This window comes from Paraburkholderia sp. EG287B, assembly GCF_040965595.1.
Classification (GTDB): Bacteria; Pseudomonadota; Gammaproteobacteria; order Burkholderiales; family Burkholderiaceae; genus Paraburkholderia.
The window spans coordinates 42084-66704 of record NZ_JBFRCG010000015.1 but is presented as its reverse complement, the minus strand read 5'-3'; the positions used below and the strand labels follow the sequence as shown (position 1 = coordinate 66704).

Here is a 24621-nt window from a genome sequence, read left to right as displayed (position 1 = left end):
TTGCGGACAAGTGCATCCATCTGCCCGATCGGCCCGCAGAGAGACCCGCGAAATTCGCGCGCCCGCACGCGGTGCGCGGGAACAAGCTTTGCTGAGCGTCAGCAAACATCCGACTGGGACCAACAGCAGCAGTGCTCCCGTTCGCGCAGGCCGGGCACATGCGATTCAAGGGAAGACATCATGGGCAAAGTGCGGATCGGCATTTCCGGCTGGCGCTATGAGGGTTGGCGCGGCACGTTCTATCCGCAGGGTTGGCCGCAAAAGCGCGAGCTCGACTTCGCGTCGCGCGCCGTGCAGACCATCGAAATTAACGGCACGCACTACAGTCTGCAATCGCCGGCATCGTTCGAACAGTGGCGAGACGAAACACCGGAAGGTTTCGTCTTCAGCATCAAGGGCGCGCGCTACCTCACACACATGCTGCGCTTCCGCGACGAAACGGCAACAGTTGCGTGCGCGAACTTTTTTGCGCAAGGCTTGCTCGCACTGAACGATAAGTTGGGGCCTTTACTCTGGCAGTTCCCCCCAAATTACACCTTCCAGGTCGATCGCCTCGAACGCTTCCTCGCACTGCTGCCGCCCGACACGGAAGCAGCGCTGCGTCTGGCCAGGCGCCACGACGCGCGGGTGAAGGCTCCGTGGCTCACCATCGACTGGAACCGGCCCATGCGCCACGCCATCGAAATCCGTCATGCGAGTTTCGTTGTTCCCGCATTCGTGAATCTGCTACGACGTTATCGCGTGGCGCTCGTGGTGTCCGACTCCACCGAGCCGTGGCCGTATGCCGAAGATGCCACCGCCGACTTCATCTACGCGCGGCTGCATGGTTCAACAGGAAGATATGCTGGCGCCTACAGCGACGCGGCGCTGAACAAATGGGAAGCCCGCTTCCGGGCATGGAGCGAGGGAAAATCCGCCGCGTACGCGCGACTCATCGCTCCGGAACTCGAGGCAGCCGAGCGCAAGCCGCGCGACGTGTACTGCTATTTCGACAACGATCAGAAGACCGAAGCGCCTTTCGACGCGCGCCGCCTGATGACCCGGTTTGGTTACGCGCAAGAACCTCTCGCGCGTGGCACATGACGTCGCGCGCCTTCAACATCGCCATTCGAGCCACCGTGACGGCAGGCAACGCGCAGGCGAGCGCTCGCGTGGCCCGCCTTTGCGCGCAACGCGCGTGCCCTGGCTGCGCGCCCGCGCGGTACGCCGGTTGCGCATCCTCCTGGACCGCAATAGCGATTCGCGCGTGTCGCGCGCATCGCCCACCGTTTGGGGAGCAACGATGAAACTGGCCAGTCGCGTTTCATGCCAGGCAGCGCTCGCGCCGTGGGCGAGGTGACGCAGTGGTATCGCGCACACCGCACCGCCGGCAGGATCGCGACGAATCGCAGGCCCCGCGCCGCACCGTTGGCCCGCAGGCCGATCCGCATCAGGAACCCGAGTCGCTTGAAGCATGCCGGCGCTGCACGTTGTGGAAAGACGCCACCCATGCGGTGCCGGGCGCGGGTAACGCGCGCGCCACGCTGATGCTCGTCGGCGAGCAGCCCGGCGACAGCGAGGACCGCGCAGGTCTGCCGTTCGTCGGCCCGGCAGGCGCGCTGCTCGACACCGCGCTCGAAGAGGCGGGCATCGAACGTCAGGCCGTCTATGTGACCAATGCGGTTAAGCACTTCAAATGGGAACTGCGCGGCAAGCGCCGCCTGCACAAGACGCCTGCTCAGCGCGAGGTGGAAGCCTGTGCATACTGGCTCGAACGGGAACTTGCGCAAATCAAGCCGAAGGTCGTAGTCGCGCTCGGCGCAACCGCCTTGCGCGCGGTTCTGCGCGACCCGAACGCGCGGCTGAAGGCCTATATGGAACACGCTGGGCGCATCGGCGATCGCGTCATCGTGGCGACCTGGCACCCTTCGTACGCGCTGCGGGCGCCGAACGTCGAGACCCGCGACGAAGCGCGCGCCCAGATCGTCGAGGCACTGCGTCTCGCATCCACGCTTGCTCGCAGACGTTGAAGAGCCGCATCACGCACCGGGCTCGGCATGCGCGAATCGAGTCGCAGCAGACGAGCGCACGTGCCGCGAAGCGGTCTTGCTCATTGCCGGTTTCCGCATCGTTGCCGCGCCGCCTTGAGTGCCGTCCTTCGCCCCATTCGCGCGTGCTTTACGGTTCGATTGCGCGAGCAGGGGGACGAGGCTCGCATCGCTTGACGCGCCAGCACGACCGCGGCGCGACGCCTCGCGCGCTCGCCGCTTCGCGTCGTTTTTCAGAAAGACAACCAGCGCTGCCTCGTCTGCCTTCAGTCCGCGGCGGCGCACGGCGGGTTGCGCCTGCGCGAGGGCGCCCGCCTCGAACGCTTCGATTACGGCCGGATGGACATAGCACTTGCGGCAAACCGCCGGCGTATTGCGCAGCACCTGCGAGATCTGCCTGATGGTGTCGGCGACGTGTTTGCGCGCCTGCGTCGGCGTTTGCCATTCCAGCTTGCGCAGCGCCGCAAGCGCGAACACGCTGCCCGCCCACGTGCGGTAGTCTTTCGCGGTGAAATCGGCGCCCATGACCTCATGCAAATAGTCGTTGATGTCCGAGGAGCTGACAGAATACCTCGCGCCATCGGCGTCGAGATACTGGAAGAGGTCCTGGCCCGGCAGTTCCATACAGCGCCTGACGATGCGCGCGACGCGTGCATCGCTGACCGCGACGTCGTGCTCAATGCCGCTCTTGCCGCGAAACCGGAAGCGCAGCCGGTCAGAGGACACTTCCAGATGCCGCTTGCGCATCGTCGTCAGACCGTACGAGCGGTTCTCCCGCGCGTACTCCTCGCTGCCCACGCGAATCAGTGTGCTATCGAGCAGGCGCACGACGGTCGCCAGCACTTTGTCTCGCGGCATGCCGTCGAGCGCGAGATCGCGCGCCAGCCGGGCGCGCAGTTTCGGCAGCGCGGTGCCGAACCCCAGCAAGTGCTCGTACTTGGTCGCGTCCCGTGTTTCACGCCAACGCGGGTGATAGCGGTACTGCTTGCGGCCCCGCGCGTCACGGCCCGTCGCCTGCAGGTGGCCGCGCCCATCCGGGCAGATCCACACCTGGGTATACGCGGGCGGAACCGCCAAGGCGTTGATACGGCGAATCTCGGCGTCGTCCTTGATGCGCTTGCCTTGGGTATCGAAGTAGACGAACACGCCATCGATCCGCTCGCGCGTGTACCCGCGACGCGAGTCATCGACATAGCGCAGGCCGGAAAGCCCGACTTCCGTTGGGGATACGCTGCTCGCGCGCGCGGTGCTTTTGCGGCCCGGCTTTCTTGTAGGTGCCTGTTTTTTTGCCACGGCTTGCCTCGGTCGGATGGTCTTGTTTGGGCAACGAGGCGCAATAGCCGTGCCGCCAATGCGGGTGCGAGATCTTGCGCCGAGCCAGTGCCCGGCAGTGCGTGCCGCCCTTCGGTGAACCGCCGGGCCGAACCGGGAATACGCAATGCGGCAATGCAGCACGACCGGAACCCCCATCTACCCGGTCGAACCTCAAATCGGAGCCGATGATGACTGAACCAACGATCGCACTACCCGACGCACGCCCAGGCAAGGCGTCTGAAGGAGTTACGCCCCTGGGCACCGAAATGAACGAATTCGCACGCCTGTGCGTAGAGACCGCTGGGCGCATCGCAGAACTCAATAGCCATGCGTTCAGTACCACCCTCAATGAGCAGCGCGCAATCGCACTCGAATCAGCCAGCGAACGTTCACCATTTGACGCATGGCGCCTGAATGCAAGCTACGCTCTAGCCGGCACCGCAAAGACTGCAGCCTACTGGCGGCACATCAACGAGATCATGCTTGGCGCGATCGTCGATTGCGTGAGGGGTACCGAAAGCCGCCTGAACCGAGACTTCATGGCGTGGAGTGCGGCGTTCGAGGGCACCGCCTCGTAAGGCATGCGGCGGGTGCCGCGCGAGGAGACACGCGCCCCGTGCCCAAACGGTGCTGCGCGGGGATCAGCCAGAAGGCCTCGCGCAGCGCCCCCGCAACGTTTCCTGCTGCAACGGCTGTTCCCTTGAGGAAGCCGTGCGCTCAGGAACGAGTGCCGACTTTCTGGGCCAGTGCCTGGGCCATCCGGTAATGCTCTTCGATGGTTGGCAACGCCTTGCGCGCCGCCGCCTTGAGGCTGGCGTTCTTGCCGTCGCTGATCTCCTTCTGGAACGCGGCCACCGCTTCCTTGTGGCCTTCTACCCCCAACTTCTGCGCGTACGCACTGTCAAATTGCGCATCCTTGAGCGGCCTTAGCGAATCGAGAATCGATGTATCGGAGTTGTCCTTCGGCACCGTTACGCCGTGCGGCGCCGCGAGTTTCAATTGCGTCGCAAGCTTCGTGTGGTCGACGATCATGTGCTCTGCAAATTTGTGCACGTCCTTGTTCTTCGTGTTATGCATCGCGAGCTTCGCGGCGTCGATTTCGGTCGATCCAGACATCGATGCGGCCTGAACGAAATCTCGATCCACATCCGGCAGCGGATTTGCCGCGGTGGTAGAAGCCGCTTGCGATTCCTGTGCGGCCGCCGCGAGCGGGAGACTGCACGCCATGGCCAAGCCGAGAATAGCGAGAACGAGTTTCATGGTTGGCATCCTTGGGTCGTTGAACGGTAGCGGGGCCCACAGGGACCGCGCATTGGCTCTCGCGCATGCTGCGTGCCGGGACGCGTGCGGCCCTGCCAGCCTCCATCGAGACCCGGGGCCGGCCAGGCCACGGAGGATGCGCGCTTCACGATCTGCAGCATCGAGAGTAGCCCTGTCATTACGTTGCGCTGGCAATTGAGCTAGACGCCCTAACAGTTAGAACGCCCGCTCGCCAAACCTGGGTTTCATTCCGGGCACAAAGCCCGCGGGGCCGGGAAGCCGCGTCTGTTCCGGGCATGACAACTGCGTGAAAACGGTCTGGACCGTCTGTTTCCTGACACCCGGACGAGAAATTCACACGCCACCATCGAGAGGCTAGCCATGCAAAATTCCAGGCCAGCAAGTGAACCGAACGAAGGTCCATTGAATCCAGGCGACGAAGGCCCCCCGGACGCACCGGGCGTAGGCGAGGACCTGTGCGGAGCCTGCCACGGCACAGGCCTCGTAGAGGGTAAGCGCTGTGCTGTTTGTGCAGGCACGGGAAAGGTCATGCGGGGAATCGGCGGCGGTTGAACCACCGGCGCTGGGCGTCATGGGCGCCCCGGCCGCATTACCCGAATGCGGTCAGCGCAGAGCGTTCAGCTACGCGCGTTGGCCGGCTCGGCCGATCACCGCCGTGCGGCCACGCGTTCGGTCGGTCGTTCGACCATTCCGTTCGCTCATCCTGCACTGGCCGACTCAATGAGATCGCACAATTGCTCTGCCGAGAATGGTTTGCGCACGGAGGCGAACCCAAAGCCCACATCGCAGGCGGGCGGCGCCTCTGCGCCCGACGCAAAGATGACTTTCAGCGCCGGCACCCGCTGAAGTGCAAGCCGGGCGAGTTCGACGCCCGACCCGTCGGGTAGCGCGATATCGGTGACAAGGATCTGCACGCGTTCCGTCACCTCGCGCAGGGCGGATTCCCGACTACCCGCCTGGCGGACGGTGTAGCCCATCTGCGAGAGCAGTTCGCTCACTGCTTCGCGAGAAGGCGTGTCATCGTCGACTACCAGTATGGAAACTCGCCGCGCGCCCGCATCGGGTGCACTGCGCGGTGCGGGAGGAATTGAAGCTGGGCGATTTCCCAGCATGCGTCGTATTTTCCTTGCCAGCTGTTCGCGGCTGTACGGCTTGCTGAGCAAATGCACCCCTGGGTCAAGCCGTCCTCCATGGACGATGGCGTTCTGTGTGTAACCCGAAGTAAAGAGCACCTTCAGGCCCGGCAAGACACGCACCGCCATTTTTGCCATTTCGGTGCTACGCATCGACCCCGGCATCACCACGTCGGAAAACAACAGGTCGATCCTGGCGCCGCTGCGGATGATCACCATGGCGCCTTGTGCGTCATCCGCCTTCAGTACAACGTAACCAAGCTCGGTGAGCATCTCGATCACGGTGGACTGAACACGCTTGTCGTCTTCGACCACGAGAATGGTTTCTGAGCCACCCGGAACCAGGGGTGTCTGTGGAGGCTCCAGCTCGACAACCTCTTCCGTCGATCGCGGCAGGTAGATCTTGATCGTGGTCCCGTGTCCGACCTCGCTGTAGATCCGCATGTGGCCTCTACTCTGCTTGACGAAGCCGTAGGCCATGCTCAGTCCCAGTCCCGTACCTTCCCCTTCGGCCTTGGTGCTGAAATACGGTTCGAACGCATGCTCCATCACTTCTGGCGGCATGCCCGTGCCTGTGTCCGTAATCGCAAGCAGCACATACTGCCCCTCGGCGACATCGTCAGGAAGCACGTGATACTGGCTGTCGAGCGTTGTGTTCGACAACTCAAGTGTCAGCTGACCGCCCCGGGGCATCGCGTCGCGGCTGTTTATGGCGAGGTTGAGTACGACATTCTCCAGGTGGTTGGGGTCGACGAGCGTGTTCCAGAGACCACCCGAGACCACTGTTTCCACCTGAATCATTTCGCCGAGCGCCCGCCGCAGCATGTCGTCCATATTCCTGAGCATGACAGCCAGGTTGACCACTGCGGGCTGCAACGCTTGCCGCCGACCAAACGCAAGCAGTTGTGAGGCGAGGGTTGCGCCTTGTTCGGTCGCCTCGATTGCCTTTTCGAGGCGCTCGCGAGACCAGGTATCGCGGTGGCGGCGCTCCAGCAACTCGAGATTGCCACGCAGCACCTGAAGGACGTTGTTGAAGTCGTGCGCGACTCCGCCGGTCAGCTTGCCAATGGCTTCCATTTTCTGCGACTGCAGCAATGCTGCCCGCGCCTTATCCAGCTGTTCCTGGGCAACCTTGCGCTCGGTCACATCGCGTGTGATCTTGGCGAAGCCAACGAGTTTGCCGTCCTCATCCCGAATCGCATCGATGATGGCGTTGGCCCAGAAACGACTTCCGTCTTTCCTGACGCGCCATCCTTCCGCTTCGAAGCGGCCCTCACGCGCGGCGATCTCGAGACCGCGTTCGGGTAGCCCCTTCGCAGCGTCTTCGGGCGTATAGAACTGCCGCAAGTGCGTCCCGATGATTTCGTCCGCCTCGTAGCCCTTGATTCTGGCAGCGCCGAGATTCCAGTTCGTAACAATGCCCTCTGGCGAGAGCATGAAGAGGGCGTAGTCGGTAACGCCCTGGACGAGGAGCCTGAACTTGCGCTCGCTTTCGAGCACGGCTTCGTGGGCCAGCCGCTTGTCCGTGACATCCCGGACGATCTTTGCGAAGCCTTTCAAACTGCCGTCCGGTGCCGAAAGCGGTGTAACCAGGACATTTGCCCAAAAACGTGAGCCGTCCTTGCGCAAACGCCAGCCCTCGGTCTCGCAGTGACCGTGCTCACGAGCAGATTGCAGCATCGCCTCAGGTACGCCGGCTTCCCTGTCCTCGGTGGCGTAGAAAACCGAGAAGTGCTTGCCGATTATCTCCGTGGCATCGTAACCGTTGATGCGCGCCGCGCCTGGATTCCAGGTGGCGACGATTCCACCATCGGTCAGACGGAAGATCCCGTACTCCGGGACGCGGGCAACCAGCGCCGATTCCCAGGCAACGGCTGCGTCGCCGAACGGGGGCTGGGAGATGTGATCCTCCACTATCGCGACTCCCCGTGCGACTCCCGGCACCTCCCACAAAACGCAGCATTCAACCCCGCGTCAAAAGTGACTTTCAGCATGGTCCCCTCACGATGGACTTCCGGCAGCCTGCCCCAGGAGCAGACGAACACAGCAATTTCCGAACCTTGATTGCCGGCATCAGTACAGGAGGCAGAAAGGCGCAGAAGAGACGACGCGCGGCGCTAGGTGCCGGATTGCGTTTGCGTGACCAACGGCAGTGCCTTGCTGAAACATCGGGCATCACCCATCCTGACATATTCTCCGTATGGCTCAATGCTTCGATATCCATGGCGTCCATAGAATGCGATGGAGCGCCGGTTTGCCGCCCTCGTCTGCAAAACGACGCAACGAAATCCCAATGTGACGGCAATGCGCTCCAGATAATGCAGAATTGCGGAGCCCGCGCCCGGCCATTCAGGACGTCGGTAGATTCGCTTCAGTTCGGCCACTTCGAATGAAAAGCGCCGGACAGCTCCACAACCCATTGCTTCTCCCTTTGCGGTGCGAGCCACGACGAACGCACCGCGGGGCGATGTCGCCTCTTCCACACGAAATCGCGTCTGCGCGCCGTCTCCGCTGTAGAGTGCGACCATGGCACTGACCTCGTCGAGAAGAAGGCTCGCGTCGAGTGAACGCGGGTCTTCCCGGCGCACGATGGCAAGGACTGACGACTCCTTCATTCTGGCCCCCTCCTTACAGCCGGATTGGCACGTTCAACGCGAAAAATTCGCTCGTGCTTAACTATTACTTGTGGTTTTCGCACCTGTCGTGCCTGCGGGCCTCACGGGAGCGAACGGAGGCCAGACAGGTGACCCGCTCGACAGGCTCGTGCGCGCCGCAAGCGTCACGGCTCCAGCTTGCCCTTGATCCAGCCCGGCTCCCGCGCATCGAAAGCGCGATAGGCGTCGAGGGCCTGGGTAAGGGGTTCCCGCTGGGTAAGCACGCCAAGCGGATCAAATCCGCGTTCGCGCACGAGCTGGACGAGTTTCGGCACGATCATCCGGTGGTTGCAATTCCCCAGCTTGAGCGTGAGGTTGCGGTTCATCGCCTCACCGATCGGGAAGAAGCGGTCATTTGGCGGATACACCCCGATGACCCCTATCGTGCCTGCCTTCGCCACCGTTTTCATGGCCCATTGCAGGGCTTGGGAAGGGCCGTTACCTGGCTGCCACGCGCTGCCTTGCGAATGGCCGCGTCCCCTTGTGATTTCGTGCACTTCCTCGTCGAACTGGGCGGCTGTCGCGTCGTCCTTGCCATCGCTGGCGCCGCTCGCCCGGATCGCGTCGACGCCCACTGCGTCGATCACACGATCGGCGCCGATACCCGCGGTGAGTTCCGTGAGCGCCTCAACGGGGTCCTCGTCCTCGAAGTTCACCGCCTCCGCACCCAGGGCACGAGCCATGTCCAGACGCGAGGCGACGCGGTCCACGGCGAAAATTCGGCCGGCACCCATGAGGCGCGCGCTAGCGATGGCGAAGAGTATAGCCCGCGCGGCAATAAGAGCATGCGCCACAGGAAATGGTGGATGGAATGAGCACACGCGAGCCACGGCGCAGATTGCGTACGCCCGACCCCACTTCTTCGACAATACCCACGCCTTCGTGACCAAGCACAATGCCCGGCTTCATGCCGCCTAACGTGCCGCGTACCATGTGCAGATCGGTTCCGCAGATTGCGCTCGACGTGATGCGCACGATGGCGTCCGTGGGTTGTTGAATAGACGGGTCCGGGACAGTGTCGAGCCGGATGTCACCGATGTCATGAAAAACCACCGCTTTCATAGCATGCTCCTGTTCGTTTCAGTGCCCGACGCAAACATGCGCAACATGCGGTGCACCCATGAAATGTGCCCACACTGGACGGGTAGAAAAGAGCCAGCAGTCGGCTCGTCATTGTGAAGAGCGCCGCACTTCGATCATGCGTGCACGTTGCGCACCGTGCAGCGGCATGTCAGCGAACCCCGGAGTCGTGAAGCGCACCGCCCGTTCCCGTGTTAACGACACGCTGGATTGGCCGCCGCGTTCTCCCGACGCCTTTCGGCATGACGCGTGGGCGTGGAGGCTGAATGCCGGCTGGAATCCGGTCGATGATGCTGCCGGGCGTTGGAGGGTTGGATAGGGGGAAGGATGAATGGATCGCCCTTAGGCGTGGTTTGAGCGCTGCGACCACTTCGTGGACGTTACGGCGAGAGAAAAACATCTCCGCCAAAGATTGGCTGGCATGCAACCGGCTCCATCAGCGTCGCGACGGCTTGTTGTGGTTCGCTATCCTTAACGCTGACCGTGAGTCGAGAAGCCGGTTGAGTTGGCGAGAGTTCGCCGAAAATTCTGTCCGTGGATACTCCGGCTCCGCCAATGGCGCGGGTTCATGAATGAACGGGGGCAGGAACAGAATATGCGGCAGCCGGCTCACCTGGGTTAGGGTGAACGGTATGACTCGCGTACTACTGGTCGACGACGACACATCCAAACGGGACGCCCTGGGCGCAGTCCTTGACGTTGCAGGCTACGAGGTCGCTGCCGCACGAAACGGGCGTGACGCCTTGGGCATTCTTCCCGGCGCCCGTCCCCGGGGGATCGTTTCTGACGTAACGATGCCGTTCATCGATGGCGTCGAAATGGTTCGCAGAATCAGAGCGATACCGGAATTCGAGCAGATGTCGGTCATTCCTATGTCCGCGCATGCGACTGTTCCGGGTCAGTGTTGTGGCGCTCATGCAGTTGCAGCGCGCACATCATTCCGGAACGTCGATACACGGATCCCGTCAGCATGAGTAGCGTGCGAACCACCTTGTCGCGCGACGTCCCAAGGCGCGTTCAAGCCAGCAGGGAGCTTCGCCGTGCAACGTCTTCGCGTTGCACACATGCTCGATGGACACGGTCGGTGCGTTGCTGTGAAGTGAAGGAATCGAACATGTCGCCGATGGACGCCTGCACGCTTCTCGAACTGCTCGGAAATGAAGCCCGTACGCTCGCCCTAAAGTATTTCAGGACGAAGTTCGAAGTCTCCGCGAAGTCCGACGACACGCCCGTCACGGTAGCGGACCGCGAGATTGAACGACGTCTCCGGGAACACATCCTTTCACGGTATCCATCGCACAGCATTGTGGGGGAAGAGGAAGGTGGAGAGTCTGGGGATGGCACAACCTGGGTGATCGACCCCATCGACGGCACAAAAAGCTTCGTAGCGGGCCTGCCGCTGTTCGGCACACTCGTAGCGGTGCTTGAAGAACGACTTTCCCGCTACGGCATGATTGAAGTCCCCGTACTACGCGAGCGCTGGATAGGCGACGGTAATCGCACCGTTCTGAACGGCATACCGTGCAGTGTCAGTGCGTGTACCCAATTGCGGGATGCGCGGCTCTGCGCAAAGGACCCGCAGATCTTCGCCGGCAGAGCTTCAGCAGCCTTTTCGACCTTGTCGCGCTCTGTTTCGGTCACACGGTTTGGCACCGACTGTTACGGCTATGCCTTGCTTGCCTCCGGATACATTGACCTTGTTGTGGAAGCTGAACTGGAAATGTTCGATGTCATGGCGCTGATACCCGTCGTCGAGGGCGCGGGCGGCGTCGTGACGACATGGTCAGGTCATCCTGTCGATAGACGTTTTGATGGCACGGTCATCGCGGCGGCGACTCCATTGCTCCACGCCGAAGCGCTTCGACTCCTCGGCCAATGATTGCCTCGAGCAGGTGCACCGTCTCCAACAACAGCGAAACCGCAGCGGCAGCGTGTTCCAGGCGCCCCGGCCGCCGCCGGGTACGGCGGCCGGATAACAGCGCAACTGTCGTGATAGCTCGGCACAACGGAGTACCGCTCGCAGAACAGCGTGCGTTGCTCGCATGCATCTGCGCTGAATATCGCATACCCCCGGTGTACCTCATTTAACGATGCTCGTTCTTGATGCCTGGGAAGCAAGAATTTCGCGGCATATGGAAGTGCTGGTGTGGTTCATCGACGTCACGGCGGAACTGCAGAGCGTCTTGTGCTGAGGCAATCGGACCTTTCGGCCTGCTCGCCTCCCAGCGGCAGGCTGACGCCTGGTGCGGCCGGGCTGGCCGATGATATTGCGGGGTGGGCATTCATCGCTGGCGCCGCTCGATGAGGTGCTCAGCCGAACCGTGGCTCGCAGAGACGACGGTGCCTGGCCACGGTCTGTCCTGGACCTCAGACCAGAAGTGTCTCCCCCGCTCCGGGCCAGCCGCCCCGCATCGCCTGCACGGCAGGTGGGAACCTCCATTGCTCAATCAAGAAGCAAAACCTGCCAGGAGTCGTATATGCGTTGGCGTCATCTAGCACGTGGTCTGCTCATAGCGGCGGCATTGTCATTCTCAGTTGCGTGGAGTGCGGGCGACAACGATCAGACGAATCGGCCATATGACCTACATACCGCCACCCCGATCAGGCATCTGGTTGTGATCTATAGCGAGAACGTTTCGTTCGATCATTACTTCGCGACCTATCCATATGCGGCGAATCCTTCTGATGAGCCGCCGTTCAACGCGCGACCCGGCACGCCCAAAGTGAATGGCCTTTCGCACACCCTGCTCTACAGAAATCCGAATGCCGCGAATCCAGCCAATGGTGCGGGCGCGTCGAACCCGTTTCGTATTGACCGTACGCAGCCGGTCACCGCTGACCAGAGGCACGCGTACGCGGCGGAACAACAAGCCTACGACAACGGTGCGGTCGACCTCTTTCCGCGCTACACGGGTAACGGTACGAACGACGGGATAGCCGAAAAGCCTGGCGAGGTGATGGGCTACTACGACGGCAATACGGTCACTGCGCTATGGAATTACGCGCAGCGCTTCGCGATGAGCGACAACGCATGGACATCGACCTATGGCCCCTCGACGCCGGGTGCCCTGGAGGTGGTCTCGGGTCAAACCAACGGCGTGAAGCCCGTGCGCACGACGAAACAGCCGTCGGCCCCGGGCTCCTACTACGTGAACGACGGACAGGGCGGCTTCACGCTGATCGACGACGTCGACCCTGCCTTCGACCAATGCTCGAGCCAGCGCGACACCGTCCTCATGACGGGCCGAAATATCGGCGACCTCCTGAATGCCCGCAATATCTCGTGGGGCGGCTTCATGGGCGGCTTCAATCTCGAGACCGTGAACAGCAACGGCACGACCGGGTGCAGGCGCAGCACGCTATCGGCAGTCGTCGGTGCGGCCACGGCGGACTACATCCCACACCATAACTGGTTCCAGTATTACGCGTCGACGTCGAACCCGAAGCATCTGCGCCCGAGTTCGATCGAGGCGATCGGGCATACGCTGGAAAGAGATGGCCGAACTCCGGACCCCGCCAATCATCAGTACGATTGCGACGACTTCTTTGCCGCGGTGAGCGCCGGGAACTTTCCGGCCGTGAGCTTTCTCAAGGCCCCCGCATACCAGGACGGTCATGCGGGCTATTCAGATCCGCTCGACGAACAGGTATTCATCACCCAGGTCGTCAACTTCCTGGAGCGCCAGCCGGACTGGACCAGCACCGCCATCGTCGTAACGTGGGATGACTCGGATGGCTGGTACGACCATGCGTACGCGTCGCCGACGAGCGCGTCATACGATTCGGTCGCCGACCGCCTGAACGGCCAGGGAAAGTGCGGTACCGGCCCGGCGCAGGATGGCTTGAACGGTAAGCCCGTGAACGGTCGCTGCGGCCCGGGCGCACGCATTCCGTTTCTCGTCATTTCACCCTGGGCAAAGGAGAATTACGTCGACCATACGTTAATCGACCAGTCGTCGATCGTTCGCTTCATCGAGGACAACTGGCTCGACGGAGAACGCATCGGCGGCGGATCGTTCGACAGCAAGGCCGGCAGCATCATGGGCATGTTCGATTTCAGCCGCGACGGCGAAGCCCTCTCTCAACGCAGGCTGTTTCTGGATCCGCAGACGGGACTTCAGGTCAACAAGCCTCAGAAGACCTAACGTCAGAATGCGGCGGATCTCCACACGACGGTAGGCATGCGCATGCTTTCGCCCAAAGTTCCGGTGTCCGTAGCGACGCATCTTCGTTACCTGCGGGCATCGCCGGCCCTGAACAGCGCGTCATCGTCCGGCAAGGGCGACTAGCGCCGCCAGAACGCGGGTCAATGCTGGCAAGAAAAGAACTCGAAGGGCCGGCATCTTCCAGGCGCGTCTGGACTGACGTGCGAGTCAGCGCGCACTCAAACCAGCCAAGCTTTGTGAGAGCTGCTTCGTGATACATGCCCGGGATCAAATGTCTCCGGCGTCAGGTACGCGTTCCGCACCTTTCCTTGCAGTGAGAGTCGCGGCTGGCAGGATCAGATGATGCGCGCCTCCTGAATTGCGGCGAGAAGCGAAAATCAGGCCCTTGCAGCCTGCTCCGCGCGCCGCAGGTGCCGGAACGAGGCACGCGTGGCGATCATTGATCAACGCTAGCTGACACGCACCTCGTCGGGGCGCCGCTCAATCGGAGTTCACGATGACTGACATTCTGAATCGAACAGACCTGCCGCCCGATGTGGCCGCAGAGGTCGAACGCATCTATCGGCAATGGGACCGCGCATGGTCGACCGACGATCTCGACGCGATGATCGCGCTCTATGCACCGGAGGCAATCCTCGAAAGCCCACTCGTTCCTCACCTGCTCGGCGGCAGCGACGGTGTCCTTGAAGGGCGCGAGCGAATCCGTTCACTGCTTGACAGCGCGGCGCCACGCAAACCTGATGCCCGCTCGTTCCATCGCGACGGTTATTTTACGAATGGACGCCGGCTGATATGGGAATATCCGCGTGCGACGCCCCACGGCGAGCAAATGGACTTTGTTGAAGCGATGGACATTGAGAACGGCCGGATCAGTCGCCATCGCGTGTATTGGGGCTGGCGCGGCGTCGAAGTGATCAAGGCTGACGCGTATTACAAGGGGCGCCGCTAGCGGGCCCGAATCACTTTCCCTGAGAGCGACCTTGAACGTCCTCCATTAAAGCTTTTTCTTGCTGACCAGGGCATGCGCACCCGCATCGTCGATGCCGCGCCGCAGGCTGCCACCGAATCGCGCGCACAGGTCGTCAATCCCCGCGCGCTCGAACTGCTGGAGTCCACGGGCGTCGCGCAGGCGATGGTCGCGCAAGGGCGCGCCATCCACCGCACGCGCTTTTACGAGGACTGGAAACTGATTGCGGAACTCGAGTTCGCTGGCGCGCATCCGCGCTACGGAATGACGATCCTGTCGCAGGCTCGCAGCGAGGCACTGCTCGCGCAAGCCTTGCGCGAGCGCGGCGTCGTTCCCGAACGCGGCGTGCAATTCGATGCGCTGCGCCAGGAGGCCGACCTCGTCGGCCTCCTGCGTGACAACCTGATACCGGGCCTCACGAAGTTTGGCCCGTCGGCGCACGCCATGGTGGCGTTGCTCACCGGGCTCGATTCGGACGTGCGCCTGCACTGAGCAACCGGGAAATCGGGAGTCCCGGGCTGCAGGCATTTGGCGGCCGATCGCGTGATTAGCGAAATGCTTGACGGAGCCGCGAACATCACGCCTGCAGGGTGAAATCATTCAAACCAGTAGTCCAGCGTTGCCTCGGACTGCTTTCCGAATGCGCCCTCAAAGCCGCCCCTGCCGCGCAATCGGGCAAGCGCGCCGGTCCCCGAGCCGGGCACAACGAACCATGTCGCCGTGATCCTGCCGTTTGCGATATTTTCGGAGCCCTGCAGCACGAAGGTGCCCTTGCGCTCCCCCAGTTTTGCGCGGACTCTCTGCACGCTGACCATACTTGCAGATTGATCGTCGTGTCGAACCTGCAAGGCGCGAGCGTGCGAGTCGCCTTCGATATCTCCGGTAAACGTTTCGTCGATGTTGACCTCTACCAACGCCGGGATCACGGATTCGTCGTAGGGCTTTGCCTCGGATTCCCGTACAGTGACTGTTACCGCCGCGTGGGTGTACGCCGCCGCGCTTGATCCAGTGAAGCCTGCGCCGGTTTCTTTCGCAGTCGCCAGCAATGTATGAGTTCCGCGACGCATCATAGCCCCTTTCCAATGCGGCCGAGTAGCAAAGCGTCGCCCCATTGCCGCACGGTACGAACTCTTTCCGGCTAGCCGTAGTGAGATCGCCATTAGTTGTGCCCTATGCGGGCCTGGAACCGGTCTTGCAACGTCCGTGTGCATTCGTTGAGGGCCATTTCAATAGCGTCACCGTGTCTGGAGACGCGCTCGCGAGCCCACCGGATAGCGGCGCGTTCGGCGTCCCGCTTCGTAGGATGATCAAACGACAGTGCGAATACCGCTTTCGGCGTTTCGATTAACTTCCGCCAGTCTTCCTTACGGGAGATGCGAGCTGTTGCTGTCCATCCGTCACCGGGTACGTGGTTCGCAACGCATTCCACGAAGTATTCACCCACTGAATACATGGTTAGCTCCTGCATAGCTACCATCTCGCGACACGGGCATGGTCATTGTCCGTTCGAGTTGCTGCCCGCGTTCGTTGCCCTGCTTTCTGTCGTCATCGGCCTCTTCGCGTGCGTATGGTGCTTCCCCAGTGTTTCCTCACGCGATGTGGTCGACCTGGCCGGCACATTCGTGGTTGCCGTTGGCCCAACGACAGCGTTCCCTGGGACGCCTGACGCGTTGCCGTTTCCGGTCCCGCCGCTTGCCGCGTCCGGATTCCGCTGCGCAAGCACGACACCGCTTGAGCCCGTTGCCAACAGAACAGCCGAAATGAAGACCGCCCTACCTGCTTTCATAGGATGTCCTCCCTGACAAAAATATGGCCAAAAAGCAACGCACGCCAGGCCGTTCGAGCGGATGGATTCCGGGACATGGGCCACACGCAACATGCAGGTTAATGCGTCATTCGTCCGGAAGCATGTACTGTCCGGCCTCTGGATCCCTTAGTTCGACCTGGTCGCCATCCACGAGCAACTCCGCACCCGCCTCGACCGTTTCCTGCAGTTCTTCGTCGCCATCCACAATCAGCGAGATGGGCGCATCTCCTTCGTTGGCGATCCTGACTTTCATCTTCGCGCTCCGTAAAAGGCAACATTTGCCCTTCATCGCTTCGGGGTCTCACGCCGACTGGCGAGGACTTCGTTACCAGGGACGGAAACGTTCCGATAAATTGAAAACCGCCTATTCCGGCATTGCAGGAAGCGCAGGAATTCAGGCGGGCTGATGACCTCGTCAGCCTTTGTCTAGCATCGCGCATGCCGGCTACGCCGCGATGTCGGCTTCGCGTCGATACGTATTTGTTATCGACCCGGATCGCACTTCCCGAGGGGATCGGCTCGCTTGGGAGCGGCTACGTTGTTTTCGGCTGCGCTGTTGCGCTGTCATGGTCTGCTCGAACTCCGACGAACGGAGAGAACACCACCCGATTGACGTATGTCCTGAAGCGTGTCCGTGGCGCCGCAAGCGTGAACGTTGCGGTCCTGACGAGGCGCACGACTTCTCGCCGGTTCAGGCGCTCCGAATGCGCCCGCGTGCGTCTGGAACGAGCGATGCTCGCCTGCGTTGGCCGACATCGTCAAAACCGGAAGGCGCCGATCATGACCATGGTTGCAGAAGCGATGACGCGCGATCCCGCGTCCATTGGACCCAAGCTGAGCCTGCACGCGTGAGGATGGGGCGATACAGGCAATACGCGCTGCGGGGCGAATATTCGCCGGGAGAATTCCGGCTTACCTGTGGCGCACATAGCGAGCGGATACGACGTGACGCTGGTCGATCCATGCAATCGCGAGTTCTGTCGCCTGGACGAGACCGTCATCGGCCTGCGCAAAGTCGCCGTCGACGCCAAGCGTCCTGGCTTCACCCGCATGGTCCGTCACGATGGCAGCCGCCTTACAGCGGCCGCTTTCAGCGGGCGTTACAACGGACCGGATCAGCCAACCGCGGTATTCGGTAACGTGTTCGGTTTTCATAGGGTCCCTCGATGGGGAAGCACTTCGGAACAGAATGGCTTCAATGCCGGCCAGTCTCGGGCATCCGTCATGCGCGAGCGCACCAATCGTTGAACTCCGCCGCCCATATTCAGCGTTGGTGGCATTCGCGCCGGCAGTGGCACCGGCCAGAACGCCCCGGCCAGCACCGCTACGCCCTTGTAAGACCTGCAGCCCCGTTGCAACTTGTACCAGCCAGATTCACCGGCCGCACACGGCCGAAGCGACGTGGCATCGTCCGGAGGCTGACGTCGCTCGACTCACCGCTGAAAATACATCCCAAAGGGGTGCGCCTTTCCTCACTGACTGGCACCGCCAGCGCTGCTTGCCGCAGCAGGCGAACTACTCATGCCCGTGCCGCTCTGGGCACTGGTATTGTCGGCGCGTTTGCATCCAGCTGCGGACAGTAGTGCCACCAGCGCCGCAAGCGCAATCCCTGTCATGCTGTGTCTCATCTCATACTCCAATAGCGGTTCCGTAAAAAAAACAGCAACGTTCATGCCGCAGGCGGAGCCATTCAAAGGTACGGCAATTGCTGACAACGCTATCGTCCTTCCAGGCCAAAGCGGCACCAGGGAAGACGTCAGCATCAACAGCGGGAGGTTCGGCACCCACGTGGGAACGTCGGCTGACGCACCCTACCTGGACTGCGTCTACAAGCTCCAGGAATACGCAGGACGGGCGCGTCGCCTTGCGCAGCGCGTCGTGGTCGAAAAGGACGGCGTGGTGCCGCCGATGTGAGGGTGGACCTCACCTCGCAATTTTACGCTCCCCCTTGAGACGCTTCGGGACTGAGTCCTGGCGCAACCGCGCTTTCGGGCGCTGGATTCATCCCGCGAGCGACGGCGACGGTCCGACGCGCGCACGCCGACTCATTGCCCCTGCTGCTGAGCCGCCTGCTCGATCAACGCGGCGACTTCCTTCGGATGCGACTCATAAACCGAATGGCTCGCGCCATCGATTTCCACCGTCTGCGCGTGAGCACGCTTCGCGTACATGCGTTCGAGGTCCGGGTTGATGATCTTGTCCGCCTTCGCGACCAGATAAAACGTCGGCTTGATCTTCCACGCCGGATCCGGGATCTCCGACGCGAATACACCTGCCGCGGTCGGCATTTGTTCATGGGCCTCGAATTCGGCCTGCGCGATCGGAAGGTCGGCGGCGAAATCGCGCGGATAATCGGCGGGTTTCAGGTACAGATAGTCGTCGGCTGTCTTCACGATGTCCTCGTGGGGCGTCGCATTCGGATAACGCTTGCCATTCGAGACTTCGGTCTCGCCGACATCGAGTGCATGCGCGGCAATGTAGACGAGCGACTTCACGTGTGCGTCGTTGCCCGCCTCCGTGATGATGGCGCCGCCGTAGCTATGGCCGACGAGCACGCACGGGCCGTCCAGACTATCGATGACGCGCTTCGTCGCCGTCACGTCGTCCTTGAATGACGTCAGCGGTTCCTGCACGAGCGTCACGTTATAGCCGTCCTTTGTGAGAATGTCGTAGACCGGACGCCATCCGGCGCCGCCCACAAACGCGCCATGCACGAGGACGACATTCTTGACGGGCGCGGCCTGCGCTGTCGTAGCGGCGCCGGCAACCAGGCAAAGCGCCGCTGCTGCATGGGCAACGGCAGATCGGAAAGAAGGGAAAGACATGGCAGCTCCTCGGAATGACGCGATGTGAGTACGAATCGATTGACAACACGGCCAGTCTAGAAAGCCGCCTCGAACGGGAGGGTTACCCGGTCATTACGAAAAAATGACGTGCCGGCGCCGGGGCATCGAATCAAAGGGACGGAAGATTCGTTATTTTCTTGTAATGACTGGGTAACCTTGGCGACCGGATCGCTTACCTACACTGCAACCACGCAGTAACGCCTTGCCTCGCTTAGCCATGTTTCAAGTCGCCCGTTCCTAAGCCTGTCTTCGCGTCCATGCACAGTCGATGCTGCGGCTTTCCTTCCCGACTCGTCCGCTCTGCGGGTATATAGGAGTATTGATCATGTCCAGGCTTCTTCTCAGCATTCTCGTCGCAGCTTCTGCGGTCGCCGTCCCGGCATATAGCTTCGCGCAGTCCACTCAACCGCTGACCCGCGCCGAAGTGCGTGCGGATCTCGTGCGTGTCGAGCAAGCCGGCTACAGCCCGGGCCGCGGCGACGACATCGACTATCCGGCTGACATTCAGGCCGCCGAGGCCAAGGTGGCAGCTGCACAATACGCGCAGGATTCGGCGCAACACGACATGGGTGGCGTATCGATGGCGGGCAGCTCGGCTGCGGGTTCGCGTACGCATACGCCCGCACCGTCCACCTGTGTTGGCCCCGCCAGTTATTGCATGACGTATTTTGGCAGCTGAATCGCCGGCGAACGGTATTTAGTGATCCTGTTGAAACGGCTCGCCTTCCATGGACGGCGAGCCGATCTCGCCCGTTGCCAGGGCGAGCGTTGCCGCGGCAGAAAGCGCGGCGCTGTAGCTGTCGGCATAGGCGTTCTGCGCGGCGAGCAGCTGATTCTGCGTGAGGAGCGCATCGGTGATGGTACCGACGCCGTGCCGGTACGCGGCGAACGCCGCATCGTAGGTCGTCTGCGCGGCCTCGACCAGCGCCTTCGCGGCGTCGTTCGAGGCGAGGCTAGTCGAAAGCCCGTTCTGCGCGGCAACGACCTGCCGGACGGCTTCTTGCCTCGTATGGGTCAATTGCGCGGACGCACTGTCCGCATCGTTGCGCGCCTGCATCAATACGGCGGAACGCAAGCCGCCGTCGTACAGGGGAATCGTCACGCCGAGGAAGATACTGCCGCTGCGGCGGCTGCCGTTCAGGTTCACCGTCGCCGCCTGATCGCCGACCGGGGGAATCGCCGTGATCGACGTCGTGCCGGTGCCATACGCGGCCGCTGCCGAGAGGAAGATCTTCGGCATGAAGGCGGATTCGGCCGCGCGGATCTTCGCCTGGTTGGCTTGTTCCAGCGCATAGGCGCCCTGCACGTCCGGCCGTCGCGCAATCGCATCGGCCACGATCTCATCGACGCTCTGGTGCAACGCCGGCGTGAGCGTACGCGTCGGCAACGGGGCGATCAGCGGTTTCGACAACGGCGAGATACCGAGCGCGGAGACGAGGCTCAGATAGCTGTCGCTCAGCGCGCCGTCCGCCTGCACCTTCAGGAGATTGGCCTGGGCGCGGTTCTGCGTGGCCTGCGCGACCTCGACCACGGTGCCCACGCCCTGCTTTCGCCGTGCGCGCGCGGCGCTGAGAATGCCGTCCGCGTTGTCGAGCGCCTGCTGCGCGGTATGCTCCCGCGCGTTCGCGGCTTCATACGTGTAGTACGCGATGCTCACGTCGTGGATCACGTGCTGGTGAACCGACGTGAAGGCGACGTTCGCCGCCACGGAAAGCTGCTTGGCCGCGTCGAGGTGCGCGCGCCGGCCGCCGAAATCGAATAGCAGCCATTGCAGCGAGAGCACCGAAACCGTGCCGTGAATGTTCGAGTTGGTCGATGTGGTGCCGAGCAGCGGCGTCGATGCCGCGCCGCTCGCCGCCTCGTATCCGCCCATGGCGGTGGCGGTGAGCTGCGGCAAGTAGGCGGTCTTCGCGATGCCCGCTGCGAGCGCCGCATTGCGCGCGTCGTTCCAGGCGATGCGCGTGAGCGGGTTCGTCGACTCCGCGAGATCGATCAGCTCGGGCAGCGTGTACGCGTGGTTCGCATCGAGCGCCGCCGCGGGTTCGATCGAAGCGAGCGCGGCGCTCCGCGGCAACGTGTAGCCCGCCTGCGTCGCCTCGCTGGCACTGCGCGGCGGCCCGGGCACGATGTTGCCGCCGGCGTCCGTCTGCGGCGGCCAGGGGCGGTCCGGCGCGGCAGGTGCAAGATCGATCGACGACGTCGCACAACCCTCGAGTCCCGATATAGCCAATGTGGCAGCCAGCGTGGCGGCCAATACGATGAGCCGGGGCGTCGGTTCAGGGGCGCGCATCGGTCGTCGTCTCCGTGGCCGAAGCTGGGCGTGTGATCTCGGCGATCTGTCGGAACCGCCGGGCGATGACGCTTTGGAGCGCATCGAGCGCGGGGTCGGCCGTGCGGTCCTCCGTGGCCCCGGCGTCTCGCGTCTGCATGTCGGCGGCATGATGTGCGGCTTGCCCCTGCGTGTCGTTGCCGGCAGCGAGGCGCTCGGCGATCTCACCCAGCCGCGACGCGCCCGCGCGCCCTGCCGCCAGGACCAGCGGCGCCTCCAGCGCCTCGATTTCCGCAAGCGCACGCCGCCGGCTCGCCACCCACTCCGGCTCGGGACGCACCCACGAGGGCTCGTAATGGATCAGCCCGACATCCTGGCGCAGTCCACCGTACTGGGCGAGCGCGCCTGCCGCGAGCGCGCGGCGCGTGCGGGCGTCCGCGGCGCGCGCGATGCGGCTCCATTGCGCCACGAGCGTCTTGAACGTCGCGTCGATCCGGCTGGCGATGCTCACCGGCCAGACGCGCGTGAACATCAGATAGATCACGACGTTGCCGATCAGGATGCCGATCACGCGGTCGCGCGCGAGCGTGAGGTCGAATGCGGGCGCCGCGCCCTGGATCACGCACAGGAAGAAGGCGAACGCGATCTGCATGCCCGCGTAGGCGATCCGTGCGGACCCCATCGCCACCCACGCGGCCAGCCAGCCACCGGCGAACACCAGCGCCATCAGCTCGCCCACCGAGGTCAATCGCGGCGTGACGAACACGATCGCCGCCGTGCCGAACAACGCGCCGATGAGACAGCCCGCAATGCGCAGGGTCAGCTTCTCGACGGTTTCGGCCGTGGTGCTGAGCGACACCATATAGCAGGTGATGAAGCACGTATGAATGCCCTGCCAGTCGAGCTGCTGATACAGCACGTAGCAGAACATTGCCGCCGCCGTGGTCTTCAACGCGTAGCGGACGTGATCGGGATTCGAGAAGGCATCGGCGTCGAAAAAGCCGCTGCTTGCAGGAGCCTCGGCGGCTTTTTCGGAAGCCGGAACCGGCGCGGCGGCGCCTTCTGCAGGCGGCACCGCGAAGCCCTCCAGCGCGGCGCGCAGGTCGGCGAGCACGAGCGCTGGCAGCGCGGCTCCCTCGGGCAGGTCCGGCACGTCGAGCGTGACATCCACGGGATAGCCGCCCGCCTCCAGCATCGCGGCCATTTGCGTCATCGTTTCGGCAAGCTGCGCCGTGCATGCGTCGGGCAGGCGCGCGCCGGGCTCGCTCGCCGCAAAATCCGTCGCGACCAGGATCGCCGTCGTGGACGCCGCCGCCTGGCGCAGCGCCGCGCCGTCGGCCGGCACCAACGTGCCTTCGAGCGTCGAGAGCTTGAGCCACGTGAGGATCTGATGGTCGCCCTCGCGCAGGCTCGCTTCGAATGCGGCACGCTCCTCATCGGTCGCCGTGCCCGTGAGGCGGCGCGCAGCGAGCCTCAGGCGCCGCGCAAGCTGCGCGGTAGCAAGCCGGCGCGGCGACGGCGCGATCACGACATTCACGACGATCGCCACGCCGATCGGAATCGCAACCATCAGCCATGCGTACATCAGGCCACGCGTCGCCGCTTCGCCAAGCGGCGCGAGGCCGAGTTCGTCGAGCCCGAAGCCGACGATCATCGCCAGGATCGCGCCGATCGGACGAAGCTTGCTTGCCGACGTGGCGAATAGCAGTCCAAACGACAGGAGCGCCATGCTCGCCACCCGCAGCGGCGGCTGGTCGATCGTGAAGATCGCGAAGATCATCACGATCCCGATGATCACGGTCACCAGCAGCATCAAGGCGAACGACATGACCACGCTCGTCATGCGGTCGGGCCGGTTCAGGAAGAACACGATATAGACGGCCGTCGCGGCATCGGGCGTGCCGTAGCCGACCGTCACGAGCACCGTGAGCGCGCAGATCAGCGCGATGCGTGTGACGATCGCGGCGCGGCCCGGAAACGGCGCGAGCAGCCTGGCGATTTCCCGCGGACCGGGCCGCCTGATGTCAGCGGCAAGACTGGCCATGCCGGACCTCGACGATCGCGCTGGCGCCGATGCGCACCAGCTTGTTGACCGGCGCGTCGATGCGCACGCGAACCGGGAAGCGTTGCGCCACGCGCACCCAGTTCACCGACTGCTGCACGTACGGCAGGCTGCGCGGCAGGTTCACGCGGTCCGTATCCATGATGCCGGCGCCGATGCCGATCACCTTGCCGCTCATCGGCTGTCTGCGGTCGATCATCGAGTACACGGTGGCGCAGTCGCCCACCTCGATGGCGCCGAGCGCCGTCTCGCGGAAGTTCGCCACGGCAAACCATTCGCCCGAGTGAACCAGCGTGAAGATGGACTGGTTCGGCGCGACCGTCTCGCCCGCGAGGATCGTCAGTCCCGTCACGTAGCCTTCGAACGGCGCGCGCACGACCGTGTCGTCGAGCGCGCGCTGCGCGATGGCCAGCGCGGCCTCGCGCGCGTGCAAGGCCGCGATGGCGTCGGTGTCGTCGCCTATCGTCTGCGCCGAGGAGCGCTGCTGCACCTTCGCCTGCGCGAGCGAGACGCTCGCATCGCGCTGCGCCACGACCGCCTGGTCGAGCTGTTGCGTGGACACATAGCCTTGCGCCTCGAGCGGCCGCAGCCGGTCGACACTGCGCGTCGCGAGGTCGTAATTGTGCGTCGCACGACGGGTCTGGTCGGCCGCGATCGTCGCGTTCGAGGTCTCGCCGATCAGCGTGCGGCGGCGCGTGGCGAGCGCGGCGCGCGCCAGCTCGACTTCGGCCTGCGCCTGCGCGACCGCGAGCCGGTACGGCACCGGATCGATTTCGAACAGCACGTCGCCTTTGGCAACATGCTGGTTCTCCTCCACGGGCACGCGTATGATGCGGCCGCCCACGGGGGACGCGACGTGGACGACGTCCGCGTCGATCGACGCGTCGTCGGTGGACGGATAGCGCGACGACCGCTCATACGCGTACCAGAGCGCCGCGGCGCCGAGCAGGACGATCACGATGGCGATCGCGCGGCCCTTCCATGCATGTCGAGGATTCTGGCCGGCCATTTTCAT

At 63.3% G+C, this 24621-nt stretch carries 22 protein-coding genes and 1 pseudogene; 11 read left to right on the top strand and 12 right to left on the bottom strand.

The annotated features are described in order from the left end of the window. Positions 1-180 precede the first annotated feature (180 nt). Both AB4Y40_RS27010 and AB4Y40_RS27005 read left to right on the top strand, forming a co-directional pair. Entirely contained in the window at positions 181-1083 is a 903-nt protein-coding gene (locus AB4Y40_RS27010) for a DUF72 domain-containing protein (RefSeq protein ID WP_368690582.1), read from the top strand. A 260-nt stretch (positions 1084-1343) separates the two neighbouring features. Next, complete coding sequence (locus AB4Y40_RS27005; RefSeq protein ID WP_368690428.1) at positions 1344-2009, top strand: UdgX family uracil-DNA binding protein; 666 nt, start codon at positions 1344-1346, stop codon at positions 2007-2009. 9 nt (positions 2010-2018) lie between these two features. On the opposite strand, the gene AB4Y40_RS27000 is transcribed toward AB4Y40_RS27005, so the two are convergent. Continuing rightward, the gene (locus AB4Y40_RS27000) at positions 2019-3320 is read right to left on the bottom strand and encodes a DNA topoisomerase IB (RefSeq protein ID WP_368690427.1); all 1302 of its coding nucleotides are present in this window, start codon (positions 3318-3320) and stop codon (positions 2019-2021) included. Between the two features lie 287 nt (positions 3321-3607). Between AB4Y40_RS27000 and AB4Y40_RS26995 the strand changes: the two genes are divergently transcribed. Continuing rightward, positions 3608-3919, top strand: a complete 312-nt coding sequence (locus tag AB4Y40_RS26995; protein ID WP_368690426.1) for a phasin family protein — start codon at positions 3608-3610, stop codon at positions 3917-3919. Between the two features lie 139 nt (positions 3920-4058). Here AB4Y40_RS26995 and AB4Y40_RS26990 read toward each other — a convergent pair whose 3' ends face one another. Beyond that, a complete protein-coding gene (locus tag AB4Y40_RS26990) occupies positions 4059-4601 on the bottom strand; it encodes a DUF4142 domain-containing protein (protein ID WP_368690425.1) in 543 nt (180 codons plus the stop codon). Between the two features lie 381 nt (positions 4602-4982). Between AB4Y40_RS26990 and AB4Y40_RS26985 the strand changes: the two genes are divergently transcribed. After that, positions 4983-5174, top strand: coding sequence for a hypothetical protein (locus AB4Y40_RS26985; protein WP_368690424.1), 192 nt, complete (start codon positions 4983-4985; stop codon positions 5172-5174). Positions 5175-5320: 146 nt separating this feature from the next. Here the strand turns inward: AB4Y40_RS26985 and AB4Y40_RS26980 are convergent, their stop codons facing one another. The 3 genes and pseudogenes from AB4Y40_RS26980 to AB4Y40_RS26970 all read right to left on the bottom strand — a co-directional run bounded on the left by AB4Y40_RS26980 (position 5321) and on the right by AB4Y40_RS26970 (position 9471). Then, positions 5321-7609 (bottom strand): PAS domain S-box protein, encoded by a 2289-nt coding sequence (locus tag AB4Y40_RS26980; RefSeq protein ID WP_368690581.1) that lies wholly within the window; start codon positions 7607-7609, stop codon positions 5321-5323. 263 nt (positions 7610-7872) lie between these two features. Continuing rightward, entirely contained in the window at positions 7873-8370 is a 498-nt protein-coding gene (locus AB4Y40_RS26975) for a GNAT family N-acetyltransferase (protein WP_368690423.1), read from the bottom strand. A gap of 164 nt (positions 8371-8534) precedes the next feature. Then, a pseudogene (locus tag AB4Y40_RS26970) lies at positions 8535-9471 on the bottom strand (alcohol dehydrogenase catalytic domain-containing protein). A 590-nt stretch (positions 9472-10061) separates the two neighbouring features. Between AB4Y40_RS26970 and AB4Y40_RS26965 the strand changes: the two are divergent. The 5 genes from AB4Y40_RS26965 to AB4Y40_RS26945 all read left to right on the top strand — a co-directional run bounded on the left by AB4Y40_RS26965 (position 10062) and on the right by AB4Y40_RS26945 (position 15114). Beyond that, positions 10062-10463, top strand: coding sequence for a response regulator (locus tag AB4Y40_RS26965; protein ID WP_368690422.1), 402 nt, complete (start codon positions 10062-10064; stop codon positions 10461-10463). Positions 10464-10603: 140 nt separating this feature from the next. Next, complete coding sequence (locus AB4Y40_RS26960; RefSeq protein ID WP_368690421.1) at positions 10604-11368, top strand: inositol monophosphatase family protein; 765 nt, start codon at positions 10604-10606, stop codon at positions 11366-11368. Positions 11369-11966: 598 nt separating this feature from the next. Next, positions 11967-13634 (top strand): phospholipase C, encoded by a 1668-nt coding sequence (locus tag AB4Y40_RS26955; RefSeq protein WP_368690580.1) that lies wholly within the window; start codon positions 11967-11969, stop codon positions 13632-13634. A 517-nt stretch (positions 13635-14151) separates the two neighbouring features. After that, positions 14152-14604 (top strand): nuclear transport factor 2 family protein, encoded by a 453-nt coding sequence (locus tag AB4Y40_RS26950; RefSeq protein ID WP_368690420.1) that lies wholly within the window; start codon positions 14152-14154, stop codon positions 14602-14604. Positions 14605-14613: 9 nt separating this feature from the next. After that, entirely contained in the window at positions 14614-15114 is a 501-nt protein-coding gene (locus AB4Y40_RS26945) for an FAD-dependent oxidoreductase (RefSeq protein WP_368690579.1), read from the top strand. A gap of 104 nt (positions 15115-15218) precedes the next feature. Here AB4Y40_RS26945 and AB4Y40_RS26940 read toward each other — a convergent pair whose 3' ends face one another. The 3 genes from AB4Y40_RS26940 to AB4Y40_RS26930 all read right to left on the bottom strand — a co-directional run bounded on the left by AB4Y40_RS26940 (position 15219) and on the right by AB4Y40_RS26930 (position 17584). Further along, complete coding sequence (locus AB4Y40_RS26940; protein ID WP_368690419.1) at positions 15219-15692, bottom strand: DUF3224 domain-containing protein; 474 nt, start codon at positions 15690-15692, stop codon at positions 15219-15221. 822 nt (positions 15693-16514) lie between these two features. Then, positions 16515-16682, bottom strand: coding sequence for a hypothetical protein (locus AB4Y40_RS26935; RefSeq protein WP_368690418.1), 168 nt, complete (start codon positions 16680-16682; stop codon positions 16515-16517). A 659-nt stretch (positions 16683-17341) separates the two neighbouring features. Continuing rightward, entirely contained in the window at positions 17342-17584 is a 243-nt protein-coding gene (locus AB4Y40_RS26930; protein WP_368690417.1) for a hypothetical protein, read from the bottom strand. Between the two features lie 366 nt (positions 17585-17950). Between AB4Y40_RS26930 and AB4Y40_RS26925 the strand changes: the two genes are divergently transcribed. Next, positions 17951-18343, top strand: coding sequence for a hypothetical protein (locus AB4Y40_RS26925; protein WP_368690596.1), 393 nt, complete (start codon positions 17951-17953; stop codon positions 18341-18343). A 131-nt stretch (positions 18344-18474) separates the two neighbouring features. On the opposite strand, the gene AB4Y40_RS26920 is transcribed toward AB4Y40_RS26925, so the two are convergent. Next, positions 18475-19254, bottom strand: coding sequence for an alpha/beta hydrolase (locus AB4Y40_RS26920; protein ID WP_368690416.1), 780 nt, complete (start codon positions 19252-19254; stop codon positions 18475-18477). Positions 19255-19600: 346 nt separating this feature from the next. Between AB4Y40_RS26920 and AB4Y40_RS26915 the strand changes: the two genes are divergently transcribed. Further along, positions 19601-19954 carry a DUF4148 domain-containing protein gene (locus tag AB4Y40_RS26915; protein WP_368690415.1) on the top strand — a complete coding sequence of 118 codons (354 nt, stop codon included), beginning with the start codon at positions 19601-19603 and terminating at the stop codon, positions 19952-19954. Between the two features lie 18 nt (positions 19955-19972). On the opposite strand, the gene AB4Y40_RS26910 is transcribed toward AB4Y40_RS26915, so the two are convergent. From AB4Y40_RS26910 to mdtN, 3 genes are read right to left on the bottom strand one after another with little or no spacing between them, the layout of a single operon-like run. Further along, positions 19973-21565: a TolC family protein gene (locus AB4Y40_RS26910; protein WP_368690414.1), complete on the bottom strand. Its 1593-nt coding sequence runs from the start codon at positions 21563-21565 to the stop codon at positions 19973-19975. Next, positions 21552-23588 (bottom strand): FUSC family protein, encoded by a 2037-nt coding sequence (locus tag AB4Y40_RS26905; protein ID WP_368690413.1) that lies wholly within the window; start codon positions 23586-23588, stop codon positions 21552-21554. Before AB4Y40_RS26905 ends, AB4Y40_RS26910 begins: the two co-directional genes overlap by 14 nt. Then, complete coding sequence (gene mdtN / locus AB4Y40_RS26900) at positions 23569-24621, bottom strand: multidrug transporter subunit MdtN (RefSeq protein ID WP_368690412.1); 1053 nt, start codon at positions 24619-24621, stop codon at positions 23569-23571. Before mdtN ends, AB4Y40_RS26905 begins: the two co-directional genes overlap by 20 nt.